This is a genomic window from Streptomyces sp. 142MFCol3.1, assembly GCF_000424945.1.
Lineage (GTDB): Bacteria > Actinomycetota > Actinomycetes > Streptomycetales > Streptomycetaceae > Streptomyces > Streptomyces siamensis.
Genome location: NZ_AUKV01000058.1, coordinates 1 through 21,369 on the forward strand (window position 1 = coordinate 1; position 21,369 = coordinate 21,369).

At 70.3% G+C, this 21,369-nt stretch carries 19 protein-coding genes, 1 tRNA gene and 4 pseudogenes; 13 read left to right on the forward strand and 11 right to left on the reverse strand.

What is annotated here, in order from left to right; genetic code table 11:
* Positions 1-228: pseudogene (locus tag H305_RS55520) on the forward strand (hypothetical protein); the annotation flags it as partial.
* A gap of 201 nt (positions 229-429) precedes the next feature.
* Here the strand turns inward: H305_RS55520 and H305_RS54240 are convergent.
* Together H305_RS54240 and phoU are read right to left on the reverse strand one after the other, a co-directional pair.
* Entirely contained in the window at positions 430-582 is a 153-nt protein-coding gene (locus H305_RS54240) for a hypothetical protein (RefSeq protein ID WP_167455652.1), read from the reverse strand.
* A 310-nt stretch (positions 583-892) separates the two neighbouring features.
* Positions 893-1,582, reverse strand: coding sequence for a phosphate signaling complex protein PhoU (gene phoU, locus H305_RS0141715; RefSeq protein WP_028805678.1), 690 nt, complete (start codon positions 1,580-1,582; stop codon positions 893-895).
* 222 nt (positions 1,583-1,804) lie between these two features.
* On the opposite strand from phoU, the gene H305_RS0141720 reads away from it, so the two are divergent.
* Together H305_RS0141720 and H305_RS0141725 are read left to right on the forward strand one after the other, a co-directional pair.
* Positions 1,805-3,082 (forward strand): sensor histidine kinase, encoded by a 1,278-nt coding sequence (locus tag H305_RS0141720; RefSeq protein ID WP_028805679.1) that lies wholly within the window; start codon positions 1,805-1,807, stop codon positions 3,080-3,082.
* On the forward strand, positions 3,079-3,759 hold the full coding sequence (locus H305_RS0141725) for a response regulator transcription factor (protein ID WP_009340348.1): 681 nt from the start codon (positions 3,079-3,081) through the stop codon (positions 3,757-3,759). The genes H305_RS0141720 and H305_RS0141725 overlap by 4 nt, the downstream gene beginning before the upstream one ends.
* A gap of 117 nt (positions 3,760-3,876) precedes the next feature.
* Here H305_RS0141725 and H305_RS0141730 read toward each other — a convergent pair whose 3' ends face one another.
* Positions 3,877-4,551, reverse strand: a complete 675-nt coding sequence (locus H305_RS0141730) for a hypothetical protein (protein WP_028805680.1) — start codon at positions 4,549-4,551, stop codon at positions 3,877-3,879.
* 692 nt (positions 4,552-5,243) lie between these two features.
* Between H305_RS0141730 and H305_RS0141735 the strand changes: the two genes are divergently transcribed.
* The 6 genes from H305_RS0141735 (at position 5,244) to H305_RS0141760 (ending at position 11,763) form a co-directional block, all read left to right on the forward strand.
* A complete protein-coding gene (locus H305_RS0141735) occupies positions 5,244-5,726 on the forward strand; it encodes a CarD family transcriptional regulator (protein WP_003953493.1) in 483 nt (160 codons plus the stop codon).
* Between the two features lie 369 nt (positions 5,727-6,095).
* Entirely contained in the window at positions 6,096-6,872 is a 777-nt protein-coding gene (gene ispD, locus H305_RS0141740) for a 2-C-methyl-D-erythritol 4-phosphate cytidylyltransferase (RefSeq protein ID WP_028805681.1), read from the forward strand.
* A complete protein-coding gene (ispF, locus tag H305_RS0141745; protein WP_028805682.1) occupies positions 6,862-7,356 on the forward strand; it encodes a 2-C-methyl-D-erythritol 2,4-cyclodiphosphate synthase in 495 nt (164 codons plus the stop codon). The genes ispD and ispF overlap by 11 nt, the downstream gene beginning before the upstream one ends.
* Positions 7,357-7,515: 159 nt before the next feature.
* On the forward strand, positions 7,516-8,916 hold the full coding sequence (cysS, locus tag H305_RS0141750; RefSeq protein ID WP_028805683.1) for a cysteine--tRNA ligase: 1,401 nt from the start codon (positions 7,516-7,518) through the stop codon (positions 8,914-8,916).
* A 99-nt stretch (positions 8,917-9,015) separates the two neighbouring features.
* Complete coding sequence (gene rlmB, locus H305_RS0141755; RefSeq protein ID WP_028805684.1) at positions 9,016-9,957, forward strand: 23S rRNA (guanosine(2251)-2'-O)-methyltransferase RlmB; 942 nt, start codon at positions 9,016-9,018, stop codon at positions 9,955-9,957.
* A 117-nt stretch (positions 9,958-10,074) separates the two neighbouring features.
* Positions 10,075-11,763: a DoxX family protein gene (locus tag H305_RS0141760; RefSeq protein WP_078629520.1), complete on the forward strand. Its 1,689-nt coding sequence runs from the start codon at positions 10,075-10,077 to the stop codon at positions 11,761-11,763.
* A 130-nt stretch (positions 11,764-11,893) separates the two neighbouring features.
* Here H305_RS0141760 and H305_RS0141765 read toward each other — a convergent pair whose 3' ends face one another.
* The 3 genes from H305_RS0141765 to H305_RS0141775 all read right to left on the reverse strand — a co-directional run bounded on the left by H305_RS0141765 (position 11,894) and on the right by H305_RS0141775 (position 14,590).
* The gene (locus H305_RS0141765) at positions 11,894-12,625 is read right to left on the reverse strand and encodes a nucleotidyltransferase family protein (RefSeq protein ID WP_028805686.1); all 732 of its coding nucleotides are present in this window, start codon (positions 12,623-12,625) and stop codon (positions 11,894-11,896) included.
* 143 nt (positions 12,626-12,768) lie between these two features.
* Positions 12,769-13,227: a hypothetical protein gene (locus H305_RS0141770; protein WP_028805687.1), complete on the reverse strand. Its 459-nt coding sequence runs from the start codon at positions 13,225-13,227 to the stop codon at positions 12,769-12,771.
* A gap of 226 nt (positions 13,228-13,453) precedes the next feature.
* Positions 13,454-14,590: an ABC transporter ATP-binding protein gene (locus H305_RS0141775; protein ID WP_028805688.1), complete on the reverse strand. Its 1,137-nt coding sequence runs from the start codon at positions 14,588-14,590 to the stop codon at positions 13,454-13,456.
* A 216-nt stretch (positions 14,591-14,806) separates the two neighbouring features.
* Here H305_RS0141775 and H305_RS0141780 point away from each other — a divergent pair.
* Positions 14,807-14,880, forward strand: a tRNA-Thr gene (locus tag H305_RS0141780).
* A 107-nt stretch (positions 14,881-14,987) separates the two neighbouring features.
* Positions 14,988-15,311, forward strand: a pseudogene (locus H305_RS51795) (tyrosine-type recombinase/integrase); the annotation flags it as partial.
* Positions 15,312-15,550: 239 nt separating this feature from the next.
* On the opposite strand, the gene H305_RS48755 reads toward H305_RS51795, so the two are convergent.
* A complete protein-coding gene (locus tag H305_RS48755; RefSeq protein WP_107440214.1) occupies positions 15,551-16,918 on the reverse strand; it encodes a hypothetical protein in 1,368 nt (455 codons plus the stop codon).
* A 131-nt stretch (positions 16,919-17,049) separates the two neighbouring features.
* Here H305_RS48755 and H305_RS49685 point away from each other — a divergent pair, with 131 nt between their 5' ends.
* A complete protein-coding gene (locus H305_RS49685; protein WP_051371580.1) occupies positions 17,050-17,643 on the forward strand; it encodes a QsdR family transcriptional regulator in 594 nt (197 codons plus the stop codon).
* A 386-nt stretch (positions 17,644-18,029) separates the two neighbouring features.
* Here the strand turns inward: H305_RS49685 and H305_RS55525 are convergent.
* The 4 genes and pseudogenes from H305_RS55525 to H305_RS48770 all read right to left on the reverse strand — a co-directional run.
* Positions 18,030-18,200 (reverse strand): annotated as a pseudogene (locus H305_RS55525) (site-specific integrase); the annotation flags it as partial.
* An 82-nt stretch (positions 18,201-18,282) separates the two neighbouring features.
* The gene (locus H305_RS0141795) at positions 18,283-19,308 is read right to left on the reverse strand and encodes a hypothetical protein (protein WP_051371581.1); all 1,026 of its coding nucleotides are present in this window, start codon (positions 19,306-19,308) and stop codon (positions 18,283-18,285) included.
* Positions 19,309-19,337: 29 nt separating this feature from the next.
* A complete protein-coding gene (locus tag H305_RS48765) occupies positions 19,338-19,826 on the reverse strand; it encodes a WxL domain-containing protein (RefSeq protein ID WP_158690679.1) in 489 nt (162 codons plus the stop codon).
* A gap of 287 nt (positions 19,827-20,113) precedes the next feature.
* A pseudogene (locus H305_RS48770) lies at positions 20,114-20,635 on the reverse strand (aminoglycoside phosphotransferase family protein); the annotation flags it as partial.
* 67 nt (positions 20,636-20,702) lie between these two features.
* Here H305_RS48770 and H305_RS0141810 point away from each other — a divergent pair.
* A complete protein-coding gene (locus tag H305_RS0141810) occupies positions 20,703-21,368 on the forward strand; it encodes a rhomboid-like protein (protein ID WP_234021430.1) in 666 nt (221 codons plus the stop codon).
* Position 21,369: the final 1 nt, after the last annotated feature.

The window sequence follows — 21,369 nt, forward strand, 5'->3', positions numbered from 1 at the left end:
GGTACCGACGGTAGCCAGACCGATCCGGGCCAGACGGACCCGGGCCAGACCGATCCTGGGCAGACGGACCCCGGTACCGACGGTAGCCAGACCGACCCGGGGACCGAGGCCGGCCTGTCCGACGAGGGCCCGTCCGACCAGGGCTCGACGGACCAGGGGTCATCGGACCAGGGTTCGTCGGACGCCGGTTCGTCGGACGGCGGATCGATGGACTCCGGTGGTGAGTGACGGTCGCACCCGCTGACCGCCCCTCACCGACGGACCGGACGGGCTCCTGACGCCCGGCCCGTGGAACCCACCTCGACGGGGTGGAGGCCCAGGCCTCCACCCCGTCGTCGTGTCGTCGGCCGAGCCGAAGGGCCCGAGCCGACGGGCGCGACGACGAAGGGCCCCGCTCGCACGAGCGGGGCCCTCCGTCGTCCTACTTGGTCAGCCGCACTGGCACGGATTGCCCGACTGGCAGCCGCACCCGCAGCCGGAGCCGCATCCGCAGGCTCCGAACAGTGGCAGGCTCTTGATCTCGGCGGGCTGCTGGGTGTCGCGGTCCTGCGTGGGGTCGGGCGTGCTGGGCGATTCGGCCATAAGTCCCTCCTTCAGGCGCGAAGGCGTGCGAGGCACACTGCACCGCACAGCTCCTGTCGCCCATTTCATGCCCAGTGGGGCAGGCGCATCAACGGCGCATTGAGGTGCACGCGCGCCCCACGGCGGGACGACGACCGCCGGACGAACCTCGATCGAGCCCCCGTAGACCCCGATCGAGCCCCCGCACGGACCTCGGCCGAGCCCCCGCACGGACCCCGACCGAGCCCCCGCAGGGGTCGTGATCGAGCAGCCGCACGGACCCGATCGTGCCGCCCGCAGGCCCCCGGTCAGGTCCCCGCGAGCTCCCCGATCAGGCCCCCTCGACGCCCGTCACCGGCTGGATGTCCGGCTGGAGGTCGTCCGCGTGCTCGCCCGTGACCAGGTACACCACCCGCTTGGCGACCGAGACCGCGTGGTCGGCGAAGCGCTCGTAGTAGCGGCCCAGCAACGTGACGTCGACGGCCGTCTCGATGCCGTGCTTCCAGCGGTCGTCCAGCAGGTGCTGGAAGAGCGTGCGGTGCAGCAGGTCCATCTCGTCGTCGTCCTGCTCCAGCTGGAGCGCCAGGTCGACGTCCTTGGTGATGACGACCTCGGCGGCCTTGGCCATCAGGCGCTGGGCGAGCTGGCCCATCTCCAGGACGGTGGCGTGCAGGTCGCTGGGGACCGCGCGCTCCGGGAAGCGCAGCCGGGCCAGCTTCGCGACGTGCTGGGCCAGGTCGCCGGAGCGCTCCAGGTCGGCCGACATGCGCAGGGAGGTGACGACGATGCGCAGGTCCGTCGCCACCGGCTGCTGCCGGGCCAGCAGGGCTATCGCACGGGCCTCCAGGTCGTGCTGCAGATCGTCGACCTTCTGGTCGGCCGCGATCACGCTCTCGGCGAGCTTCAGGTCGGTGTCGAGGATGGCCGTCGTGGCGCGCCCGATCGCCGACCCGACGAGCCGGGCCATCTCGACCAGACCCTCGCCGATCGAGTCCAGTTCCTCGTGGTACGCGTCCCGCATCTGGTTGTCCCTCTCTCATGTCAGCTTGGGGGTCCGGGGGCAGGGCCCTGACCTCGGACAGGCCCCATGAACCCCACGCTCCCACGTTCCGGCCCGTACGCGTCCGTTTCCGTCACCTCAAGTGAACCGTCCCTAGCTCCCAGGTGAACTCTGGGCGACGAGTGTTCGAGGTCGCACTCTGATGGCTGTGGCCAGGCATGACGGCATGCCTAACCTGGACGCATGGACGTGAACGCGGCGGTCGCCGCAGCGGCAGCGATCGCCGGAGTGCTCACCGGTGTCATCGCCATGCTGGCGTTCCGCTGGAGCGAGCGCGACCAGAAACGCCCTACTCGCTCTTCCCTGCACACGGACCCAGTGCTTCCGCCCGGTGTCGACACCGTGCTCTCCGTGCTCCGGTCCTCCGCCGTCGTGCTCGACGAGGCGGACGCCGTCGTCAAGGCCAGCTCGGCAGCGTATGCACTCGGGCTGGTGCGCGGCGGCAAGCTGTCCGTGGAGCCGATGCTCCAGATGGCACGTGACACCCGCCGTGACGGGGAGATACGCCAGGTCGAGCTGGACCTCCCGCGACGTGGGACGGGCCGGGGCGAGGCCCTCGCCGTCTCCGCCCGTGTGGCACCGCTCGGCTCGCGGCTCGTGCTCCTGCTCGTGGAGGACCTGACGGAGGCCCGGCGCATCGAGGCCGTACGGCGCGACTTCGTCGCGAACGTCAGCCATGAGCTCAAGACCCCGGTGGGCGCCCTCTCCCTGCTCTCCGAGGCGGTCATGGACGCCTCGGACGATCCGGAGGCGGTGGAGCGCTTCGCCGGGCGCATGCAGATAGAGGCCACCCGGCTGACGAACCTGGTCCAGGAGCTCATCGACCTGTCACGGGTGCAGAACGACGACCCCCTGGAGGACGCCGAGCCGGTGCGCGTCGACGAGCTCGTCGCCGAGGCGATCGACCGGTGCCGCCACCAGGCCGGCACCAAGCAGATCACCATGGCCGCGGGCGGCACCGCCGACCTGAGCCTTTGGGGGAACCGCGGCCAGCTGGCCGCGGCCCTCGGCAACCTCGTCGAGAACGCCGTCAACTACTCCCCGGCCCGTACCCGTGTGGGCATAGCCGCACGCAGGGTGACCGCGCCGGGCGGGGACCTCATCGAGATCGCCGTGACCGATCAGGGCATCGGCATCTCCGACAAGGACAAGGAGCGCATCTTCGAGCGCTTCTACCGCGTGGACCCGGCCCGTTCCCGCCAGACCGGCGGTACGGGTCTCGGCCTCGCGATCGTCAAGCACGTGGCCGCCTCGCACGCCGGAGAGGTCACGGTCTGGAGCTCCGAGGGTCAGGGCTCCACCTTCACCCTGCGGCTGCCGGAGGCGGGCGCGGCCCGCGACCGTGCGCACGAACACCACATGCCCGGACTCGACGAAGAGGACGAGACCGAGCAGCCCGACGGGACGACCACCGTCTCATCCCCGTACGAACCGCTTCCTGCTCCGGAGGTCCTTCCGTGACCCGTGTGCTCGTCGTCGAGGACGAGGAGTCCTTCTCCGACGCCCTGTCGTACATGCTTCGCAAGGAGGGCTTCGAGGTCGCCATCGCGACCACCGGGCCCGACGGACTCGACGAGTTCGAGCGCAACGGCGCCGACCTCGTCCTCCTCGACCTGATGCTGCCGGGACTGCCCGGCACGGAGGTGTGCCGTCAGCTGCGCGGCCGCTCCAACGTCCCGGTGATCATGGTCACCGCCAAGGACAGTGAGATCGACAAGGTCGTGGGGCTCGAAATAGGAGCCGACGACTACGTCACCAAGCCGTTCTCCTCCCGCGAGCTGGTCGCCCGCATCCGCGCCGTCCTGCGGCGCCGCGGGGAGCCCGAGGAGGTCACCCCGGCCGCGCTGGAGGCCGGACCGGTCCGCATGGACGTCGACCGTCACGTGGTCACCGTCTCCGGCTCCAAGGTCGACCTCCCGCTGAAGGAGTTCGACCTGCTGGAGATGCTGCTGCGCAACGCGGGCCGGGTACTGACCCGTATGCAGCTCATCGACCGCGTCTGGGGCGCCGACTACGTGGGCGACACGAAGACGCTCGACGTCCACGTGAAGCGGCTGCGCGCGAAGATCGAGCCCGACCCCGGTGCGCCGCGGTACCTGGTGACGGTGCGCGGCCTCGGCTACAAGTTCGAGCCGTAGGCCGGCCTCGTCCGGGCGCCAGTGAGGCGGGGTGCCGCCGAGGCGCCACCGGTCGCGCGAGTACGCCGAAGGGCGGGACCCCTTTTCCGGGGTCCCGCCCTTCGGCGTAGGGACAGGTCAGTGACCGGCCGAGGCGGTCGCCGTGTCCGTGGCGGTCGCCGTGGCCGTCGCGCTCGACGAGGCGGCGTCCGTGGGCTTGCCCGAGGCGGACTCGGACGGCGAGCCGCTCGCACTGCCGGACGGCTTGGTGGTCGCGGAGGCGCCGGGGGCCGCCGGGATGTCGCTCGGGCCCCACTTGGAGAAGTAGCTCTCGGCCGGGACGACGAAGGCGCGCAGGCTCACGTCCCCGGTGCTGCTGAAGCTGAAGGTGACCTTTTGGGCGTTGCCGTCCTGGACGGCCTCGCTGCTGTTGTCCAGGACCGCGGAGGCGTTGCCCTTGCCGCCGATGACGACGGAGCCGCCGGCGGGGACGGTCAGCTTGCCGGTGCCCTTGGCGGGCGAGATCGTGGCCGCCTTGTTCGTATCGGCGACGGTGATCGCGTCCAGCGTCTGCGGGGTGCGGCCGTTGTTGAAGATGGTCGCGGAGATCACGGCGGGGCCCGTCGACTGGAGGTCGGGCTGTGTGATCACGGTGGCGTTCTGGATCTTGATGGTGCCGACGGAGGTGGCCGCGTTGTCCGGCTTGACCCCCAGGGTCTGTGCGTTGCTGCCGGCACCGCACGCGGCGAGCGAGGCGATCGAGAACGCGATGGCGGCGGCGGCGAGAGCGCCGCGTCGAAGGCTGCTGCTCACGGCGGCGGCAACTCCTTGAACGTGGGCGAAGCAGGGCGACTTCGTTGTAAAGCCGCCCTAAGGGTCTGTCAGCGGCCTTAGGTTACCGAGCCGTTCCCGCGCCACCGCACCCGACCCGCCTCTAAGCGTCGACGGGCTCCGCCGCGCGGGGTGCGCGGCGCGTCCGCCGCACACTTCACCGACGCGGCGGGACTGTTTTGGTGACACGCTGGTCCGCCATTCACATAAGTTCCCCCGTCATCGGCTTGCGGATTTTCCCGTAAGGCGTCGTAAGTCGTAAGAGGGTGAAGGAATGCCCGGAGCTCTCTAAAATCGATCACCGGGTGAACGCGGGTTGATCGCGGCCGGATGGCCGGCGGATCGGCGGTCGATCATCGGGCCTCTTGATCAATTCCGGATTCGACTCGTACTCGGCTCCGCTCCCCGAACGGAGTAGCGGAAGTCGCACCCTTGGAGTGGGACAAAACGGGATGTTCGGACGCCGGTGAGGGGCTCTCGTCGCGTGTGGCGTGCGCGTTTCGCTCCCCCTGGACAGCGGCTCCGACCTGCGAATACCCTCTTCCGCTCGCCCCTCGCAGCACGTTCCTGTTGTGGTTGTCAAGCCCCGAGATATGCCCTGACCTGCGAAAACGCCATTCAGAAGACGCCGTATCCGTGTTACCCTGGATAGCCACGGAAGGGGTACCTGTCACATGACGTTCAAGGTTGGCGACACCGTGGTCTATCCCCATCACGGGGCCGCGCTGATCGAGGCCATCGAAACTCGCCAGATCAAAGGCGTGGACAAGACCTACTTGGTGCTGAAGGTCGCCCAGGGCGACCTGACGGTGCGTGTGCCAGCGGACAATGCGGAGTTCGTCGGCGTGCGTGATGTGGTCGGTCAGGACGGGCTGGATCGGGTCTTCGAGGTGCTGCGCGCGCCGTACGCCGAGGAGCCCACGAACTGGTCGCGCCGCTACAAGGCAAATCTGGAGAAGCTCGCCTCCGGCGATGTCATCAAGGTCGCGGAAGTCGTGCGTGACCTGTGGCGTCGCGAGCGCGAGCGTGGACTCTCCGCCGGTGAGAAGCGCATGCTCGCCAAGGCCCGCCAGATCCTGGTGAGCGAGCTCGCTCTCGCGGAGAACACGAACGAGGACAAGGCCGAGGCACTGCTCGACGAGGTTCTCGCGTCCTGACGCAGGCCGCGGTCGCCGAGACGGTCGCCTTTCCCACGGCGGTCCTCCCGACTACGCACACGCCCGCGCAGCTGCGCAACGAAATGCCGCGGTGCCCGATGACGCATTTGCTGTCGCCGGGCGCTGCGGCATGTTCGTACCCGCGGAAATCTTTCATCCGCGCCCACTCGGTGTTCACCCGGGAATCCGGTCCCGGGTGACCGAAGTACCCGATACTGGCGTGCCGGGCCCGTGCAGTCGCTCGACCGGATGTCACGGAAGGGTTCCGGTCGAGGCGTCGCGCCCGGCACTCCCCCGATCTCGGTGAGCCGGGGGTTACCCCCAGGGCCATACCCATCAAGGCCGAGCACACAAACCTGACAGGAACCGATGTCTGACGATTCGCGCCCTTCGCCGTCGGGCGCACGTACCGCGGTGGTGATTCCGGCCGCCGGCCGGGGCGTGCGCCTCGGTCCGGGCGCCCCCAAGGCGCTCCGCGCGCTGAACGGCACCCCCATGCTCATCCACGCGGTACGCGCGATGGCCGCGTCCCGCGCCGTGTCCCTGGTCGTCGTCGTGGCCCCGCCCGACGGCGCGGCCGAGGTGAAGGCGCTGCTCGACACGCACGCCCTGCCCGGGGACAACCCCAGCGGCAGCTGGGGGATGACCGACTTCCTCGTCGTCCCCGGCGGCGACAGTCGCCAGGAGTCCGTGAAGTACGGGCTCGACGCGCTGCCGCCCGGCATCGACATCGTCCTGGTGCACGACGCGGCCCGTCCCCTCGTGCCCGTCGACACCGTGGACGCCGTCATCGAGGCGGTACGCGACGGCGCTCCCGCCGTCGTACCGGCCCTGCCACTCGCCGACACCGTCAAGGAGGTCGAGCCCACGGCCGTGCCCGGGGCGCCCGAGCCGGTCGTGGCCACGCCCGTGCGGGCACGGCTGCGCGCCGTGCAGACGCCGCAGGGCTTCGACCGCGAGACGCTCGTGCGGGCCCACGAGACCGTGACGGACGACGTGACCGACGACGCCAGCATGGTCGAGCAGCTGGGGCTGCAGGTCGTGGTCGTGCCCGGACATGAGGAGGCGTTCAAGGTGACGCGCCCCCTGGACCTCGTCCTCGCCGAGGCGGTTCTCGCGCGACGGAGGCTCAACGATGGGTTCTGAGGCACCCGTGATCCCGCTCGTCGGGATCGGCACCGACATCCACGCCTTCGAGGAAGGCCGCGAGCTGTGGTGCGCCGGCCTGAAGTGGGACGGGGAGGGCCCCGGGCTCGCCGGCCACTCCGACGCCGACGTCGTCGCGCACGCCGCGTGCAACGCGCTGTTCTCGGCGGCCGGGCTCGGTGACCTCGGCGCCCACTTCGGGACCGGGCGGCCCGAGTGGTCCGGCGCCTCGGGCGTCACGCTGCTGACCGAGGCGGCCCGGATCGTCCGTGAGGCGGGCTTCACCGTCGGCAACGTCGCCGTGCAGGTCGTCGGCCCCCGGCCGAAGATCGGCAAGCGCCGCGAGGAGGCGCAGAAGCTGCTGTCGGAGGCGGTCGGGGCGCCCGTGTCGGTCTCCGGTGCCACGACGGACGGTCTCGGCTTCCCCGGCCGGGACGAGGGGCTGATGGCGGTCGCCACGGCACTGGTGGTGCGGACCGGCTGAGGCCGGGGCCCAGGAGCAGGGCCGACTTGCCGGGGTGTCCCTCTTCGGACCCCCGGGACGGGCCCGGCCTGCCCGGGTGTCACCCCTCCATGTCACGAATACGTGCCCCTTGAGCCGGAGGGTCGCGAGGCACTACCCAGGGGCCACTACCCTGGAGTGGTGACCATTCGCCTGTACGACACCAGCGCCCGGCAGATCCGTGACTTCACCCCGCTCGTGCCGGGTTGCGTCTCGATCTACCTGTGTGGTGCCACCGTGCAGGCCGCGCCGCACATCGGGCACATCCGCTCGGGTCTCAACTTCGACATCATGCGCCGCTGGTTCGAGTACCGCGGCTACGACGTGACGTTCATCAGGAACGTCACGGACATCGACGACAAGATCATCACCAAGTCGGCCGATCAGGGCCGCCCGTGGTGGTCCATCGGCTACGAGAACGAGCGCGCCTTCAACGACGGCTACGACGCCCTCGGCTGCCTCCCGCCCAGCTACGAACCGCGTGCCACCGGCCACATCACCGAGATGGTCGAGATGATGCGCGGGCTCATCGAACGCGGCCACGCCTACGAGGCCGACGGCAACGTCTACTTCGACGTGCGCTCGTTCGAGGGGTATCTGTCGCTGTCCAACCAGGAGCTGGACAACCTGCTCCAGCCGTCCGGCGAGGGCGAGACCGGCAAGCGCGACCCGCGCGACTTCGCCATGTGGAAGGCGGCGAAGCCCGGGGAGCCGAGCTGGGAGACGCCGTGGGGCCGCGGACGCCCCGGCTGGCACCTGGAGTGCTCCGCCATGGCCCACAAGTACCTGGGCTCCGCGTTCGACATCCACGGCGGCGGGATCGACCTGATCTTCCCTCACCACGAGAACGAGATCGCGCAGGCCAAGGCCTTCGGCGACGACTTCGCCAAGTACTGGGTGCACAACGCCTGGGTCACCATGAGCGGCGAGAAGATGTCGAAGTCGCTCGGCAACTCGGTGCTCGTGAGCGAGATGACCAAGCGGTGGCGGCCCATCGTGCTGCGGTACTACCTGGGCACCCCGCACTACCGCTCGATGATCGAGTACAGCGAAGAGGCCCTGCGCGAGGCCGAGTCGGCGTTCGCGCGCATCGAGGGCTTCGTGCAGCGCGTGGTGGAGAAGGCGGGCGGGGACGTGGCCCCGGCCGACGAGGTGCCGCCCGCCTTCGCGGAGGCCATGGACGACGACCTGGGCGTCCCGCAGGCGCTCGCCGTGGTGCACACCACGGTGCGTCAGGGGAACTCCGCCCTGGCCGCCGACGACAAGGAGGCCGCCGTCGCGCGCCTCGCCGAGGTCAGGGCCATGCTCGGCGTCCTCGGACTCGACCCGCTGGACCCGCGGTGGGCCGGCGAGGGGGACCGGGGCGAGGACCTGCACGGCGTCGTCGACACCCTCGTACGCCTCGTGCTCCAGCAGCGTGAGGCGGCCCGCGGCCGCAAGGACTGGACGACCGCCGACGCGATCCGCGACCAGCTCAACCAGTCGGGTCTCGTCATCGAGGACAGCCCCCAGGGGCCGCGCTGGACGCTCGGACCGCGCTAGCGGCCCGCTCCGTCGGCCTTGATCGATTGTGCCGCCCGGGCCTCCGGGCGGCACACTTCATATACGTACATACGCACGCTTCACACAGACAGGTAGGTCATGGCCGCTAACAACCGCCGCATGTCCGGCAAGAAGGGCGCGCAGATCGGCAGTGGCGGTCAGCGGCGCCGTGGCCTTGAGGGCAAGGGCCCGACCCCGCCCGCCGAGATGCGCAAGGGACACAAGAAGAACCGCATCACCACCGCCAAGGCCAAGCAGGCGCAGCGCCGTCCCGCGCCGCGCGGCCGGGGTGGCAAGGGCACCTCGGAGATGGTCGTCGGGCGCAACCCCGTCGTGGAGGCGCTGCGCGAGGGCGTGCCCGCCACGACGCTCTACGTCCAGCAGTTCATCGACAACGACGAGCGGGTGCGCGAGGCGCTCCAGCTCGCCGGCGAGCGCGGCGGCATCCATCTGATGGAGGCCCCGCGCCCCGAGCTCGACCGCATGACCAACGGGCTCAACCACCAGGGTCTCGTCCTCCAGGTCCCGCCGTACGAGTACGCGCACCCCGAGGACCTCGCCGCCGCGGCGTACGACGAGGGCGTCGACCCGCTGATCGTCGCCCTCGACGGGGTGACCGACCCGCGCAACCTGGGCGCCGTGGTGCGGTCCGTCTCCGCCTTCGGCGGCCACGGTGTCGTGGTGCCCGAGCGGCGCGCGGCCGGCATGACCGCCGGCGCCTGGAAGACGTCCGCGGGCACCGCGGCCCGCACCCCGGTCGCCCGCGCCTCCAACCTGACCCGCGCCCTGGAGGCGTACAAGAAGGCGGGCCTCATGGTCGTCGGCCTCGCAGCGGACGGTGAGGTCGAGCTCGGCGAACTCGAAGCGCTCGGCGGCCCCGTGGTCATCGTCGTCGGCAGCGAGGGCAAGGGCCTCTCCCGACTCGTCGGCGAGACATGCGACTTCCGGGTGCGGATCCCGATGCCGGGTGGCGCCGAGTCGCTGAACGCCGGTGTCGCGGCGGGAGTTGTGCTGTACGAGGCGGCACGGCGGCGCGCCTGAACAAGCGTGCGCGACGTCACCCCCGCGGGTGGATCCGGACGTTCGGGACGATCTTGACGCGGTCCGGACAGATGGGTGCGGTCAAAGCAGTGTCCTAAAGACACGTCACTCGGTTAGATGAGTGTGGACACCAGAACACCCCGCACACCCACGGGGGACCGCTCGTCGGGATTCGACGACGCTCCCGCGCTGAGCATGGTGAAGGTGCCGAGCGATCCGGCGCAGGTCATCGTCAATCATGCGAGCTTCCGCGTGCAGCTAGGCGCCCCGGCGCGGAAACAATCCCCGCGCGTCGCGCGGCACTTGAGCTCCACCGGCGACGCCGCGCGCTTCCCTGCCGTCGGCACGGCGGGCAGAGCGGGGTCGGCGGCCGGGGGCCGCCGCCGCGCACCCGTCGTCTGGAGCGGGCGGTCCGCCCCGGACGACACCGGCGCCCACCGGCTGCTCCAGGCCGTGCGCGGCTCCAGCGTGGGTCCCGCCGACGCCGGCGCGACCCAGGTCATCCCGCGCGTAGGCGAACACCCCGGCTACGAAGCCGCCATGGGCGTCGACACCGTCGAGACGCCCGTCGTCGGCAGCCAGCGCACCCCGGAAGCCGGCGAGCCCCGGCTGCTGCCGCGCATGCGCACCGTGGGCAGCGCCTACGACGAACCCCCTTACATCGAGGACCAGTTCGACGAGTACGAGTACGAGTACGAGGACGAGGACGAACTCGACGAAGCGGACGACGAGGACCGGGACGAGCGACGCGGCTCCAGGGCGGCGTCGGGCGCCTCCTCCGGGAGCGTCCGGCACGCCTACTACCCCGGCCGCCGCATGAACCTCGGCGTCGTGCTGCTCCCGCTGCGCGTCTTCCTCGGATTCATCTCCATCTACGCCGGCATGGGCAAGCTCTGCGACCCCGTCTACTTCGACGGCGGCAAACGCGGCTCCATGGCGAAGTGGCTCGACACCCTGCACCCCTGGGAAGTCGCCGAACCGCTACGGCAGTTCGCGCTCCAGCACCCCGTCGGTGCCGGGCTCGTCATCGCCTTCTTCCAAGTCGTCGTCGGTGTCCTCACGGTGCTCGGGCTGTGGCAGCGGGTCGCCGCCGTCGTCGGTGCGATGCTGTCCGCCGCCCTCATCGTCACCGTGAGCTGGAAGACGGTCCCCGCCTACGACGCGCCGGACATCATCTACCTCGCCGCCTGGTCCCCGCTGATCATCGCCGGGGCCCCCGTCTACTCCGTCGACGGACGCCTGTCCGGCGAGGCCTGGCGCACACTCGGACCGCGCGCGGAGCTCGGGGAGCTGCGACGGCGCGTGCTGCGCCGCGGCGCGCTCGTGTCGACCGTCGTCGTCGGCCTCACCCTGCTCATCGGCTCCCTCCTCGGCGGTGCCGTCCGCGACGCCGACCGCGTCGTGGTGCCCGGCCCCGGCGAGGCACCGCGCAACGAACTGCCCGGCTCCCCGCTCCCCGAGACGCCCGGCGAGCGCCACCACAAGGCGTCCCCGTCGGCCTCCTCCAAGGCGCCCACACAGGGCACCTCCTCGTCCCCGTCGGGTGCGGCGGCCACCACGCCGGGCGCGACCCGCGGCAGCGGCACGGTCACCAGCGGGCCCAGCCAGACCCAGGGCACCGGCCAGGCCCCGCCCCAGCAGTCCTCCCCGGTGGACCAGGCCCCGAGCACCAGCGCGGGACCGACGTCCGGTGGCGGCACCGCGAGCGGCGGCACCACCGGAGGTTCGACGGGCGGCGGCTCCGGCAGCGGCGGCGGCAGCTCCTCCGGCGGTCAGCCGGGGCTGGTGGGCGGCCTGCTGGGCTGACCCCCCGGCCGCCGGTCCGGCCCCCCGTCACCGGGGTGGGCGCCGTCCGGCCACGACGACGAGGGGCCCCGCACGGAACATCGTGCGGGGCCCCTCGTCGTCGTACGGGGTGTGGCCGGGCGGGGGCCGCTCAGCGCCCCAGAGCCGCGAGCTCCTTGGCCGCCTCGGTCAGGTCCTTCGCCGTGTCGATGGCGCGCCAGTAGGCGCCCTGGGGGATCGGGAAGCCGGCCAGGCGGCGTTCGCGGGCCAGGTGCGGGAACGTGGTGCGCTCGTGGTCGCCGCGCTCCGGGAGCAGATCGGCGAACTCCGGCGAGAAGACGTAGACGCCGGCGTTGATCTCGAACGTGGAGGGCGGGGCCTCGATGAAGTCCGTGATGTGGCCGAACCCGTCGGTCTGCACGGCGCCCCACGGGATGCGCGGCCGGGCCAGCGCCAGGGTCGCGACGGCGTCGCGCTCGGCGTGGAAGTCCGCCATCTCGCGCAGCGAGAAACGGGTCCAGATGTCGCCGTTCGTCGCGTACCAGGGCCTGTCGGGGTGAGGCAGGTGCGCGGCGGCGTACTTGAGGCCGCCGCCGCGGCCGAGCGGCTCGGTCTCGACGACCGTCTTGACGGTGACCGGGAGGTCCGCCGAGTCCAGCCACTTCTGCAGGACGTCGGCGAGATGGCCGCAGGAGATGACGACGTCGGTGACGCCCTCCTCGGCGAGCCAGGTCAGCTGGTGTCCGATGATCGGGGTCCCGGTGCCGGGGATCTCGACCATCGGCTTGGGCCGGTCGTCGGTGTACGGGCGCAGCCGGGATCCCTGGCCGCCGGCCAGGACAACGGCTTGAACGGGGCGCGACGCGGCGTTCGGATCGGTCATGCCCGAACTGTACGTGGCGCCCCGCTCGTGGCTTCCGGCGGCAACCGTTCCTTAATCAGCCGCTCCCGGGCGGCCCTGGACGGGCCGCTCTTCGACAGCCGTCTGCCGACCGCCCCCGCCCGTCGGGCGGGGAGCGCCGCGGTTCAGAGACGGGTGGTCGCGACCCCGGAGGCGAACGAGGTGTCGCACACCGGGCGGGCGAAGGACTGGGCACGCGTCGGGCCGTAGGCGCGGACGGCGGCCCGGCCCAGCGCGCGGGCGATGGAGACGCAGTGCTTCGCCAGCGACGGCCGTCCGTTCACCGCTTCCTGGAGGTGGGTGAGGGCGACGCCCGGATCCTTCTCCTGCAGTTCCAGGAGCAGCTTGTCGCGCAGGACGTCCTGGGGGGTGCGGGAGGCGGCCCGGGTGGAGACGTCCGCCGACGAGGCCTCGGCCGCGGTGAGCACCGAGTCCGCGGGATTCCCCGACCAGTTGACTCGGGTGACCGCGAGGGTCCCGGAGAGCACCAGGACGACAGGAAGAACGAGGGCGAGGGTGCGGCCGATCCGGCGGGCGGGGCCACGGCCATGCCGGGTCCGTTGGTTAGTGGTGGAGTGCTTCACGCGAGTGAGGGTAGCGCGGGGTGATGATTTGGCGACATTTAGTCACCGGTTCGGGGGAGCAGAAACCGACGTTCTTTGGGTAGCGGGTTGACGAACACGTATCGAAATGCCTGGTATGCCAGGGTATTTGTCGACAACGAAGAGGGCCCCGCAGCAGGCTGCGGGGCCCTCTTCGTCAACTTGGATGAATTCCACCCCTGCGGGTGTGGAATCCGCCTCGGCGGTGTCAGTCGGAGAGACGCTCGCCCGTCGAGGTGGAGAACACGTGGGTCTCGCCCGGACGCGGCACGACGTGCAGCGTGGCGCCCTTCTCCGGGACCGCGCGGCCGCTGACGCGGACGACGAGGTCCTTGTGCTCGTCGCCGACCTTGGCGCTGCCGTAGACGTAGCCGTCGGCGCCGAGCTCCTCGACCACGTTCACCGACACGGCGAGGCCGGCCGGGGCGTCCTCGGTCTCCTTGGAGAGGGTCTTCGCGGCGCCGCCGTTCTGCTCGACGATGTCGAAGTGCTCGGGGCGGACGCCGACGGTGACCGTGCGGTCGCCCTTGTCGGCGGCGGCCTTGAGGGCCTCGCGGTTGACCGGGACGACGCTGTTGCCGAACTTCACGCCACCGTCGGTGATCGGGACCTCGACCAGGTTCATGGCCGGGGAGCCGATGAAGCCGGCGACGAAGAGGTTCGCCGGGCGGTCGTACATGTTGCGCGGCGAGTCGACCTGCTGGAGCAGACCGTCCTTGAGCACCGCCACGCGGTCGCCCATCGTCATGGCCTCGACCTGGTCGTGGGTGACGTAGACGGTGGTGATGCCGAGGCGGCGCTGGAGCGACGCGATCTGCGTACGGGTCGAGACACGGAGCTTGGCGTCGAGGTTCGACAGCGGCTCGTCCATGAGGAAGACCTGGGGCTCACGCACGATGGCGCGGCCCATGGCGACACGCTGGCGCTGACCGCCGGAGAGGGCCTTCGGCTTGCGGCCGAGGTACTCGGTGAGGTCGAGGATCTTCGCCGCGTCCTCGACCTTCTGGCGGATCTCCGCCTTCGGCACGCCGGCGATCTTGAGCGCGAAGCCCATGTTGTCGGCGACCGTCATGTGCGGGTAGAGCGCGTAGTTCTGGAACACCATCGCGATGTCCCGGTCCTTGGGCGGCAGGTGCGTGACGTCGCGGTCGCCGATGCGGATGGCTCCGCCGTTGACGTCCTCGAGCCCCGCGAGCATGCGGAGCGAGGTGGACTTGCCGCAGCCGGACGGACCGACGAGGACGAGGAACTCGCCGTCGGCGATCTCGATGTCCAGGCCGTCGACGGCGGGCTTCTCGGAACCCGGGTAGATCCGGGTCGCCTTGTCGAACGAAACAGTGGCCATGGTGAATGGGCCCCCTTCACCGGCAGGAACGTGCCGGACGATCCGTTGTAAAGGTGGTGGTGTAGTCCACAAGGGTGAACTGGGTCAGGACGCTACCTGGCGTTCACGTGGTCTGTCAGTACCCGGAGCCCTGTGAACTTCGCGGGAATTTTCGACGGGGCCCGGCGGGGAGGTGGGTACACTGCACGGGCACGCTCGCGGTGGGCGCGCGTGCAGGCCTCCTTAGCTCAGCTGGTCAGAGCGCCGCTCTTGTAAAGCGAAGGTCGTCGGTTCGAATCCGACAGGGGGCTCTCTCGCTGAGCAGCACCAACGCCCCGGCCGGTGGTCGGTCCGGGGCGTTCGACATCCCACGGGTGGCATCGACCGGGGCGGTCGCTCACGGTCGAGACGGCGCCTGAGCAGCCGGTCACGCCCCCTGTCTCTCCCTCTGATCTGCCTTGCGGCACTCCGGTGGCACCGGATGCGGCAGACCGATGCGGCGCGGCTCCGGGGAGTGGAGCTGTCCCCGTCCTCGCACGTCTTCACCACGCGCACCGGCCGTCCGATCGACCCGCAGTACATCAATCGGTCGTTCTTCCGCATCACGGCCGCAGTCGGCCTTCGGCGCATCCGTCTGCACGACGCCCGGCACGGCTGCGCCACGCTCCTCACGGCGGCCGGAGTGGTGCCCCGTGTCGTGATGGAAATCTTGGGCCACAGCCAGATCCGCATCACGATGGACAGGTGCCCGCGGCCACTGTTTCGAACAGCTTGGCCAGCCGGTGCCCATCCGTCGCAGTTTCCGTCTCATTCGGCAACGGCCACCACCGTTCACGAGAGTCCGGCCGTCAGCTCGTACGGAGCACCTGGACGAGCATGAACACAGGTGAACGCCCGGGCACGCGGCTCACTGGACCCCCAACAGACTTGTGCTGCGTGCACTCAGCGAGCCGGCCGCCCGGGCCGGCTCGGCCTGATAGGTCAGCGGGAGCCGCGCGGCGAAGCCGCGGCCGGGTGGCCGAGGGCCTCGAACGCCGTCGTGGTCGTGTAGGCGCCGGTGGGCAGGTAGTCGCCCATGACGGCGCGCTCGTCGCCGGGAGCCTTGGTGTCCTGGACGGCTTGGTGGAAGCCTGCGGACGGCAGCATGTTGCGCAGGATGAGCATGGTGTCGTCCGGGTGTCCGGCGCCGTCTCCCTTCGGGGACAGGCTCAGCCAGGTGACGCCGTTGGCGGCGGTGGCGTTGGCGGGCCGGTCCTGCGGCAGGCTCAGCACGATCGTGTACCGGCCGTGGCTGTCGGTCAGCACGTGTTCGTCGTCCACGCAGGCGACCGCGCGAGTGGTGGCGTAGCTCTCGTTGGAGCACAGTGACCAGTACCGCAGGTCGGTGTGCGCGGCCATGCGGGGCTCGCGGTCGAGGGTCGCGGGGGTGACGGGCAGTTTGCCCCGCAGGACCAGCACGTTGCCGAGGGCGCGGCTGACGTAGGCGTCGACGTACTGGTTGTCGCGGTTGGAGTACTGGCCTCCGGTCCGGGCGGGCGTGCCGTCGCAGGCGCCTTGGTAGACGCAGGCCAGGCTGAAGGCGGAGTTGTAGAAGGCGTGCCAGACGGGCTGCGCATCGGCGGGGAACCCGGTCGGACGGTCGGGCTGGTCGCGCAACGCCAGATAGCTCTGCAGGGGCAGGGTGGCAAGAGGCAGTAGGCTCCGCGACGCCGCGACTGCTTGGCACAGGGCCGGACCCGTCACGGTGGAGCCGTCCGCCAGGTGCAGGGTGGGGCGAGGCAGACCGGCACCGCCAGTGGCGTCACGACCGCGGTCGGGCAGGTAGACGCGGTAGATCAGAGCCATCGTCGACTGCCCTGCCACGCCGGCGTAAAGCGTGTTCCCGGCTCGTCGCGCCGGGTCCGTGGGCGCGGGGTCGCCCACGACCGTGACGCGGTACGAGCGGTGGGAATCGGACGCGCGCCGGGCACCCGGGAGATAGGGGTTGGACGAGCCCGCGTCCGGCCGGGTGGAGACATCGTTGAGCGCATCGGTCGGCCCGTGCGTGGCCATGTCGTAGCTGTTCAGTGACTGGTAGCGGGCGTGGGCGTACTCGCCATCGAAAGTGAGCCGGGCGCCTGCGGGCAGAGTCAGCTGTGCGGACCAGTAGCGGGCTCCCGCGTCAGGAAAGGCGTAGTTCTGGGCAGGATCGTCGACCATGCCGGCCGGCCCCTGCCACAGGCAGTCGGCCGCCTGCGCGCCCGCGCTCTCGTCGGCGCCCCCACGGGCGTGGGCGGGTGCGACGGTCAGGGCGGCGCTCGTGATCAGAGCGCAGGTCAGGGCGCCGAGTGGAGCGGGAAGCAGGCGCACGCGGACTCCTCCTTGAGTCTCGATGGTCCCGCATCCGCGGGGCTCCGGAGACGCTAAGACCCCGTGGGACACTCGTCAATAGTGTTTCATTTGATTCAGAAGCACAATCTGTGCCGCTCTACGATGGCCCGGTGAAGTCCACCCCGGATTCCGAGCCCGTGCTGCCCCGACTGCAACGGCCGACCCGTGAGCTGGCCGTGCAGTACGCCCGGCGGGTGTTCCTGCACGGTGAGCGCGTAGACATGCGCACCCTGGCGGCCGCCCTCGACGTCGGACGCAGCACGCTGTACCGGTGGGTCGGTGACCGTGAGGCGCTGCTGGCCATGATCCTGGCGGAGTTCAGCGCCGAGACGTGGCAGACAGTGTCAGAGGGCAGCGCCAGTGGCGGAGTGCCGGGGGCGCTCGCCGACATCCGCCGCTTCATGCAGGTGACGTCCGGCAACGGGCCGCTGCGGCAGTTCGCGGAACAGGAGCCCACCGTGGCCCTGCGCGTACTGATGGCCGAAGCAGGCCAGGTGAACGCCGCGCTGCGCGCCGGCGTGACCGCCTGCCTCACAGCGCACGGTGTGAACGGAATCGACGCACGGACGGTGGAAATCGTCGTGCAACTCGGCACCGCGCTGCAATGGACCCCGATCGTGATCGGCGAACCGCCCGCCATCGACCGTGCGATCACACTGATCCAGCACCTGCTCGACGAACCGGCATCACCACGCCGACCGTAGTCGGTCAGGAGGTCCCCCGGCCCGCTACACGATTCAGCGACCACAGCAACCGGCAGCGCCCCACGCCGGCCACCATGGGCTTCCCGGCGGCCTGTGTGACCCTCAATGACCGATCTCTGTAGGGCTACGGATCAGAAGGTTCTGACATCCACGGCTGACGTCGACAACGCCAGACGGGGGGCACACGCCAGTGACCCTGTCCGGCTGTCGCACCAGTCGACGACGGCAGCCAGAGCGGACCCGGATCGAACTTGTAAAGCGAAGGCCGTCGGTTCGAATCCGACAGGGGGCTCTCTCGCTGAGCAGCACCAACGCCCCGGCCGGTGATTCGGTCCGGGACGTTCGACATCCCACGGGTGACATCGACCGGGGCGGTCGCTCACGTCGACACGGCGCCTGAGCAGGCGGTCCATGTGATGGACGGCCTCGCGCCGTGTGTCCGGTGTCACGTGCGTGCAGACATCCATCCCGATGCTGATCTGACCGTGGCCCAGGATTTCCATCACGGCACGGGGCGCCACTCCGGCCGCCGTGAGGAGCCTGGCGCAGCCGTGCCGACGCACCTGGGTCAGGGCCGGTTTTCAGGATGCTCTGTGGCTTGCTTCGGCCATGGGAACTCGGCCCGACTGCGCGGCTGGCTCACGTGTCCCGGGATGCTGCCTTCCGGCGCCGCCACATCACAGCGGGAAGGATCACACCACCCAGGGCCAGCCCGGCCGCCCCTCCGTAGAGGGCCATGTGCCTGCCGGCGACAACGGCCTGTGCCGGGACCGGCCGCCCGTGACCTCCGTGGCGTGGGAAGGTGATGCGAGCGCGGTAGGTCTCCTCGTACAGGCCGCTCTTGAGGTGGAGCGTGGCCTTCCAGGGGCCGTTGTCCACTTGATCGGTCACCGGCACCGTCACCGGCTCGGACTGGCCGGGCGCGAGGGTGGTGCCGAGCTGAACAGCGTAAGGCCCGGCGTTGATGCTCCCTCCCACCTTGGCCAGATTGAGGGTTCCGCTCAAGTCCAGAGCACGGCCGCCCGTGTTGTGGACCTGGGCCTTGACGATTGCCCGACCAGCCCGGTCGCGTTCGGCTGTCATCGTGTCGACCGTGAATTTGGTCGGCGGCGGATTGTGGCCGCCCACGGAGAGATACAGCCGGATCCCGGCGCGGTTGACCAGCGTGACGCCGGGGCCGTCTCCTCCGGACACCTGTGCCCAGATGACGCCGTATCTCTCGCCCGGGGCCGCGTCCCGGGGCACGCGGATCGTCACGGACGTACGGGCCGTGGAATGGGCCGGCACCTCGAGCCGTTTTCTGGACAGGGACGTCCACGAGGTCAGTTCGCTCCTTCGTCCCCCGAGCGCTCCGATGAACGAACCGTGCCTGATTCCCGCAGCCCCGGGATACACCACCACACGCGCCGGTTCGTCGGAGGTGTTCGCCACCTCCACCCGCCGACGGATAGTGGTGCCCGGATGCAGGTTGTCGATGATGTACTGACGTGCGCGTGTGTCGTTGATGAGGGAACCGGGAACGTCGACGAGCCGTACGGAGAAACTGCCGTGACCGCCAGTTCCCTCCGCCGCGACCCGGGGTGATGCGGTTGCGGACGGAGGGACGCTGATGGTCCCGGCAAGCGCCAGCAGGCACAGCGCTCCAGCCGGAATGTACTTGTGCACAGAAGAAGCCTCGGTTGGGTGCCGCTAGGTCACGCCACGGAATGCGTGATGGTCGAGTTGTACGTGCCCGCGAGCGAGTTCGCGGGGACAGTGATCGAGATCGTCGGGTTCCAGGTCGCCGAGTTGGTTCCGGAGACACCCGTGGCGGTCTGCACGGGGCCCGGCGGATACATGGGGCTCAGGTCGTGCGGGGTCACCGTGGCGGTGCCGATGACGCTCGCCTGGGGAGCGTGGTACGTGCTGGAGTTCGGTGCTGAGACCGAGATGGTGGTGTTGTTGGGGCCCGCGAAGTCCACTGCCTGCGCGGTGACCGTCCAGTCGGCGGTAGCGCCGCGCTGGTCGGTCACAGTGACGTTGCCCAGTTGACTGGTGACCGTCTGCGGGCTGGAACTGACCGCGGTCGAACCGAGGTCGACCGGCCCCGCCGGCACCGTGATACCGAGACCACCCCCGGTCACCTCCAGCGTCACGGGGGTGTCTTCGGCGGAGGCCGAGGTGGGGAAAGCCAGGACCGCCACGCTGGACAGCATCACAGACAAGGGAATGCCACGATGCATTCTCTATTTTCCTCTCGAGGGGAGACACATCAGCGTCTCGCTGATGATCACTGACATGGTGCGGGCCTGAGTGGCTGCCTGTAGCCGTTCCCGATCCGACACGACCGCCGCTAGCTGATTCGGATCAAAATTCATTTCGGTAAATTATTCCCTCGGGGTGGTCGCGGAGAATGCCGTCGGAAATCCCGTCGTACGGGGCGGAATGGCAGTAACGGTCGCCAGCGCACTCCGCGCAACAGAGCTGTATGCGCCCACGGGACCTGTTCCAGCATGGCGTGGGCGGCGTCGCCCAGTCGGCGCAGTCCGGCGGGAGCGGGTAGTGCGGTGAGGCGGGCGAGCGGTCCGGCGATGACGAAGACGGCCCCGCGGGCGTCCGGAAGGCCGGTCAGCAGGCGTGTCTCGTCGAGCCGTTCGAGCAGGAGCGTGCGGGTGGACGCGTCGTGTTCCAGGAGCCGCACCGATCCGTCGCCGTCCCACAGGCGCAGGGCGACGGGCTCGCCGGCGCTCTCCTCGTCGAGGAGCTGGAGCTTGAGCGCGGCCCGTGCCGGACCGTCGTGCTGCCCGCCAGGGAGGGACCCGTGGCGTACCACCGGAAGGACCAGCGCGCTCACCCCGTGCATGGCGGGCCCGTCGATACCCAGACCCCACAGGCCGAGGAAGCGGGCCGCCCGCCGGGGCAGGCCGGCGACGAACGCGCGGCCCGCGGCGCCGTTGAATCTCTCCTGCGCGGCCGCCGGCTCGCCAGGCACGTCGATCACCTTGCCGACCATACTTGCCGGTGTGAACCGGGTCGCGCGCACGAGGAGCCGGGGCCGTGGCGCGGAACGGGGCGGCCCGGTGGGGGTGCGCGCCCACGTCCGCACCGGCCTGGGGAGAGCGCGCGCCTACGTCCGCAGCGCCCCGGGGACGTACATCTGGCTGCTGGCCCTGTTCGTCACCACGGTCGCCCTGCACCGCATGTCGCCGGATTTCGAGCAGGACTTCCTGCGGCAGCGCTCGACGAACATCCACGAGCTGTCGAACGATCCGCTGCGGGTACTGATCTCCAGCGCGATGTGGATCGACAGCGGGCACTGGCTGCCGTACGCCGCCCTCTACACGGTCTTCCACGCGCAGGCCGAACGCTGGCTGGGCACCGCGCGCTGGCTCGTCGTGTGCGTCGCCGCGCACGTCCTCGCGACGCTCGCCAGCGAGGGCGCCCTGCTGCGGGCGGTCAACGACGGGATCGCCCCGTACTCGTCGCTCAACACGCTCGACATCGGAGTGAGTTACGCGCTGGCGGGGGTGATCGCCGTCCTGGCCTACCGGATCGCCCCGCCGTGGCGGTACGCGTACGTGGGCATCGTCCTGCTCGGCTACGCCGCTCCGCTGACGGTCAGCCCCACCTTCACCGATTTCGGGCATTTCATCGCGGTGTTGATCGGTCTGGCGTGCCGGCCGCTGACTCTGGGCCGCGCAAAAGCATGGAATCCGAAGGAGACACTGGCCGCGCTCAGGCGTTAAC

What these genes read in the sequence shown, in the direction of transcription:
- H305_RS54240 (WP_167455652.1), bottom strand. Translation starts at nt 582, where the DNA reads ATGGCCGAATCGCCCAGCACGCCCGACCCCACGCAGGACCGCGACACC.
- phoU (WP_028805678.1), bottom strand. Translation starts at nt 1,582, where the DNA reads ATGCGGGACGCGTACCACGAGGAACTGGACTCGATCGGCGAGGGTCTG.
- H305_RS0141720 (WP_028805679.1), top strand. Translation starts at nt 1,805, where the DNA reads ATGGACGTGAACGCGGCGGTCGCCGCAGCGGCAGCGATCGCCGGAGTG.
- H305_RS0141735 (WP_003953493.1), top strand. Translation starts at nt 5,244, where the DNA reads ATGACGTTCAAGGTTGGCGACACCGTGGTCTATCCCCATCACGGGGCC.
- ispD (WP_028805681.1), top strand. Translation starts at nt 6,096, where the DNA reads ATGTCTGACGATTCGCGCCCTTCGCCGTCGGGCGCACGTACCGCGGTG.
- ispF (WP_028805682.1), top strand. Translation starts at nt 6,862, where the DNA reads ATGGGTTCTGAGGCACCCGTGATCCCGCTCGTCGGGATCGGCACCGAC.
- rlmB (WP_028805684.1), top strand. Translation starts at nt 9,016, where the DNA reads ATGGCCGCTAACAACCGCCGCATGTCCGGCAAGAAGGGCGCGCAGATC.
- H305_RS0141760 (WP_078629520.1), top strand. Translation starts at nt 10,075, where the DNA reads ATGAGTGTGGACACCAGAACACCCCGCACACCCACGGGGGACCGCTCG.
- H305_RS0141765 (WP_028805686.1), bottom strand. Translation starts at nt 12,625, where the DNA reads ATGACCGATCCGAACGCCGCGTCGCGCCCCGTTCAAGCCGTTGTCCTG.
- H305_RS0141775 (WP_028805688.1), bottom strand. Translation starts at nt 14,590, where the DNA reads ATGGCCACTGTTTCGTTCGACAAGGCGACCCGGATCTACCCGGGTTCC.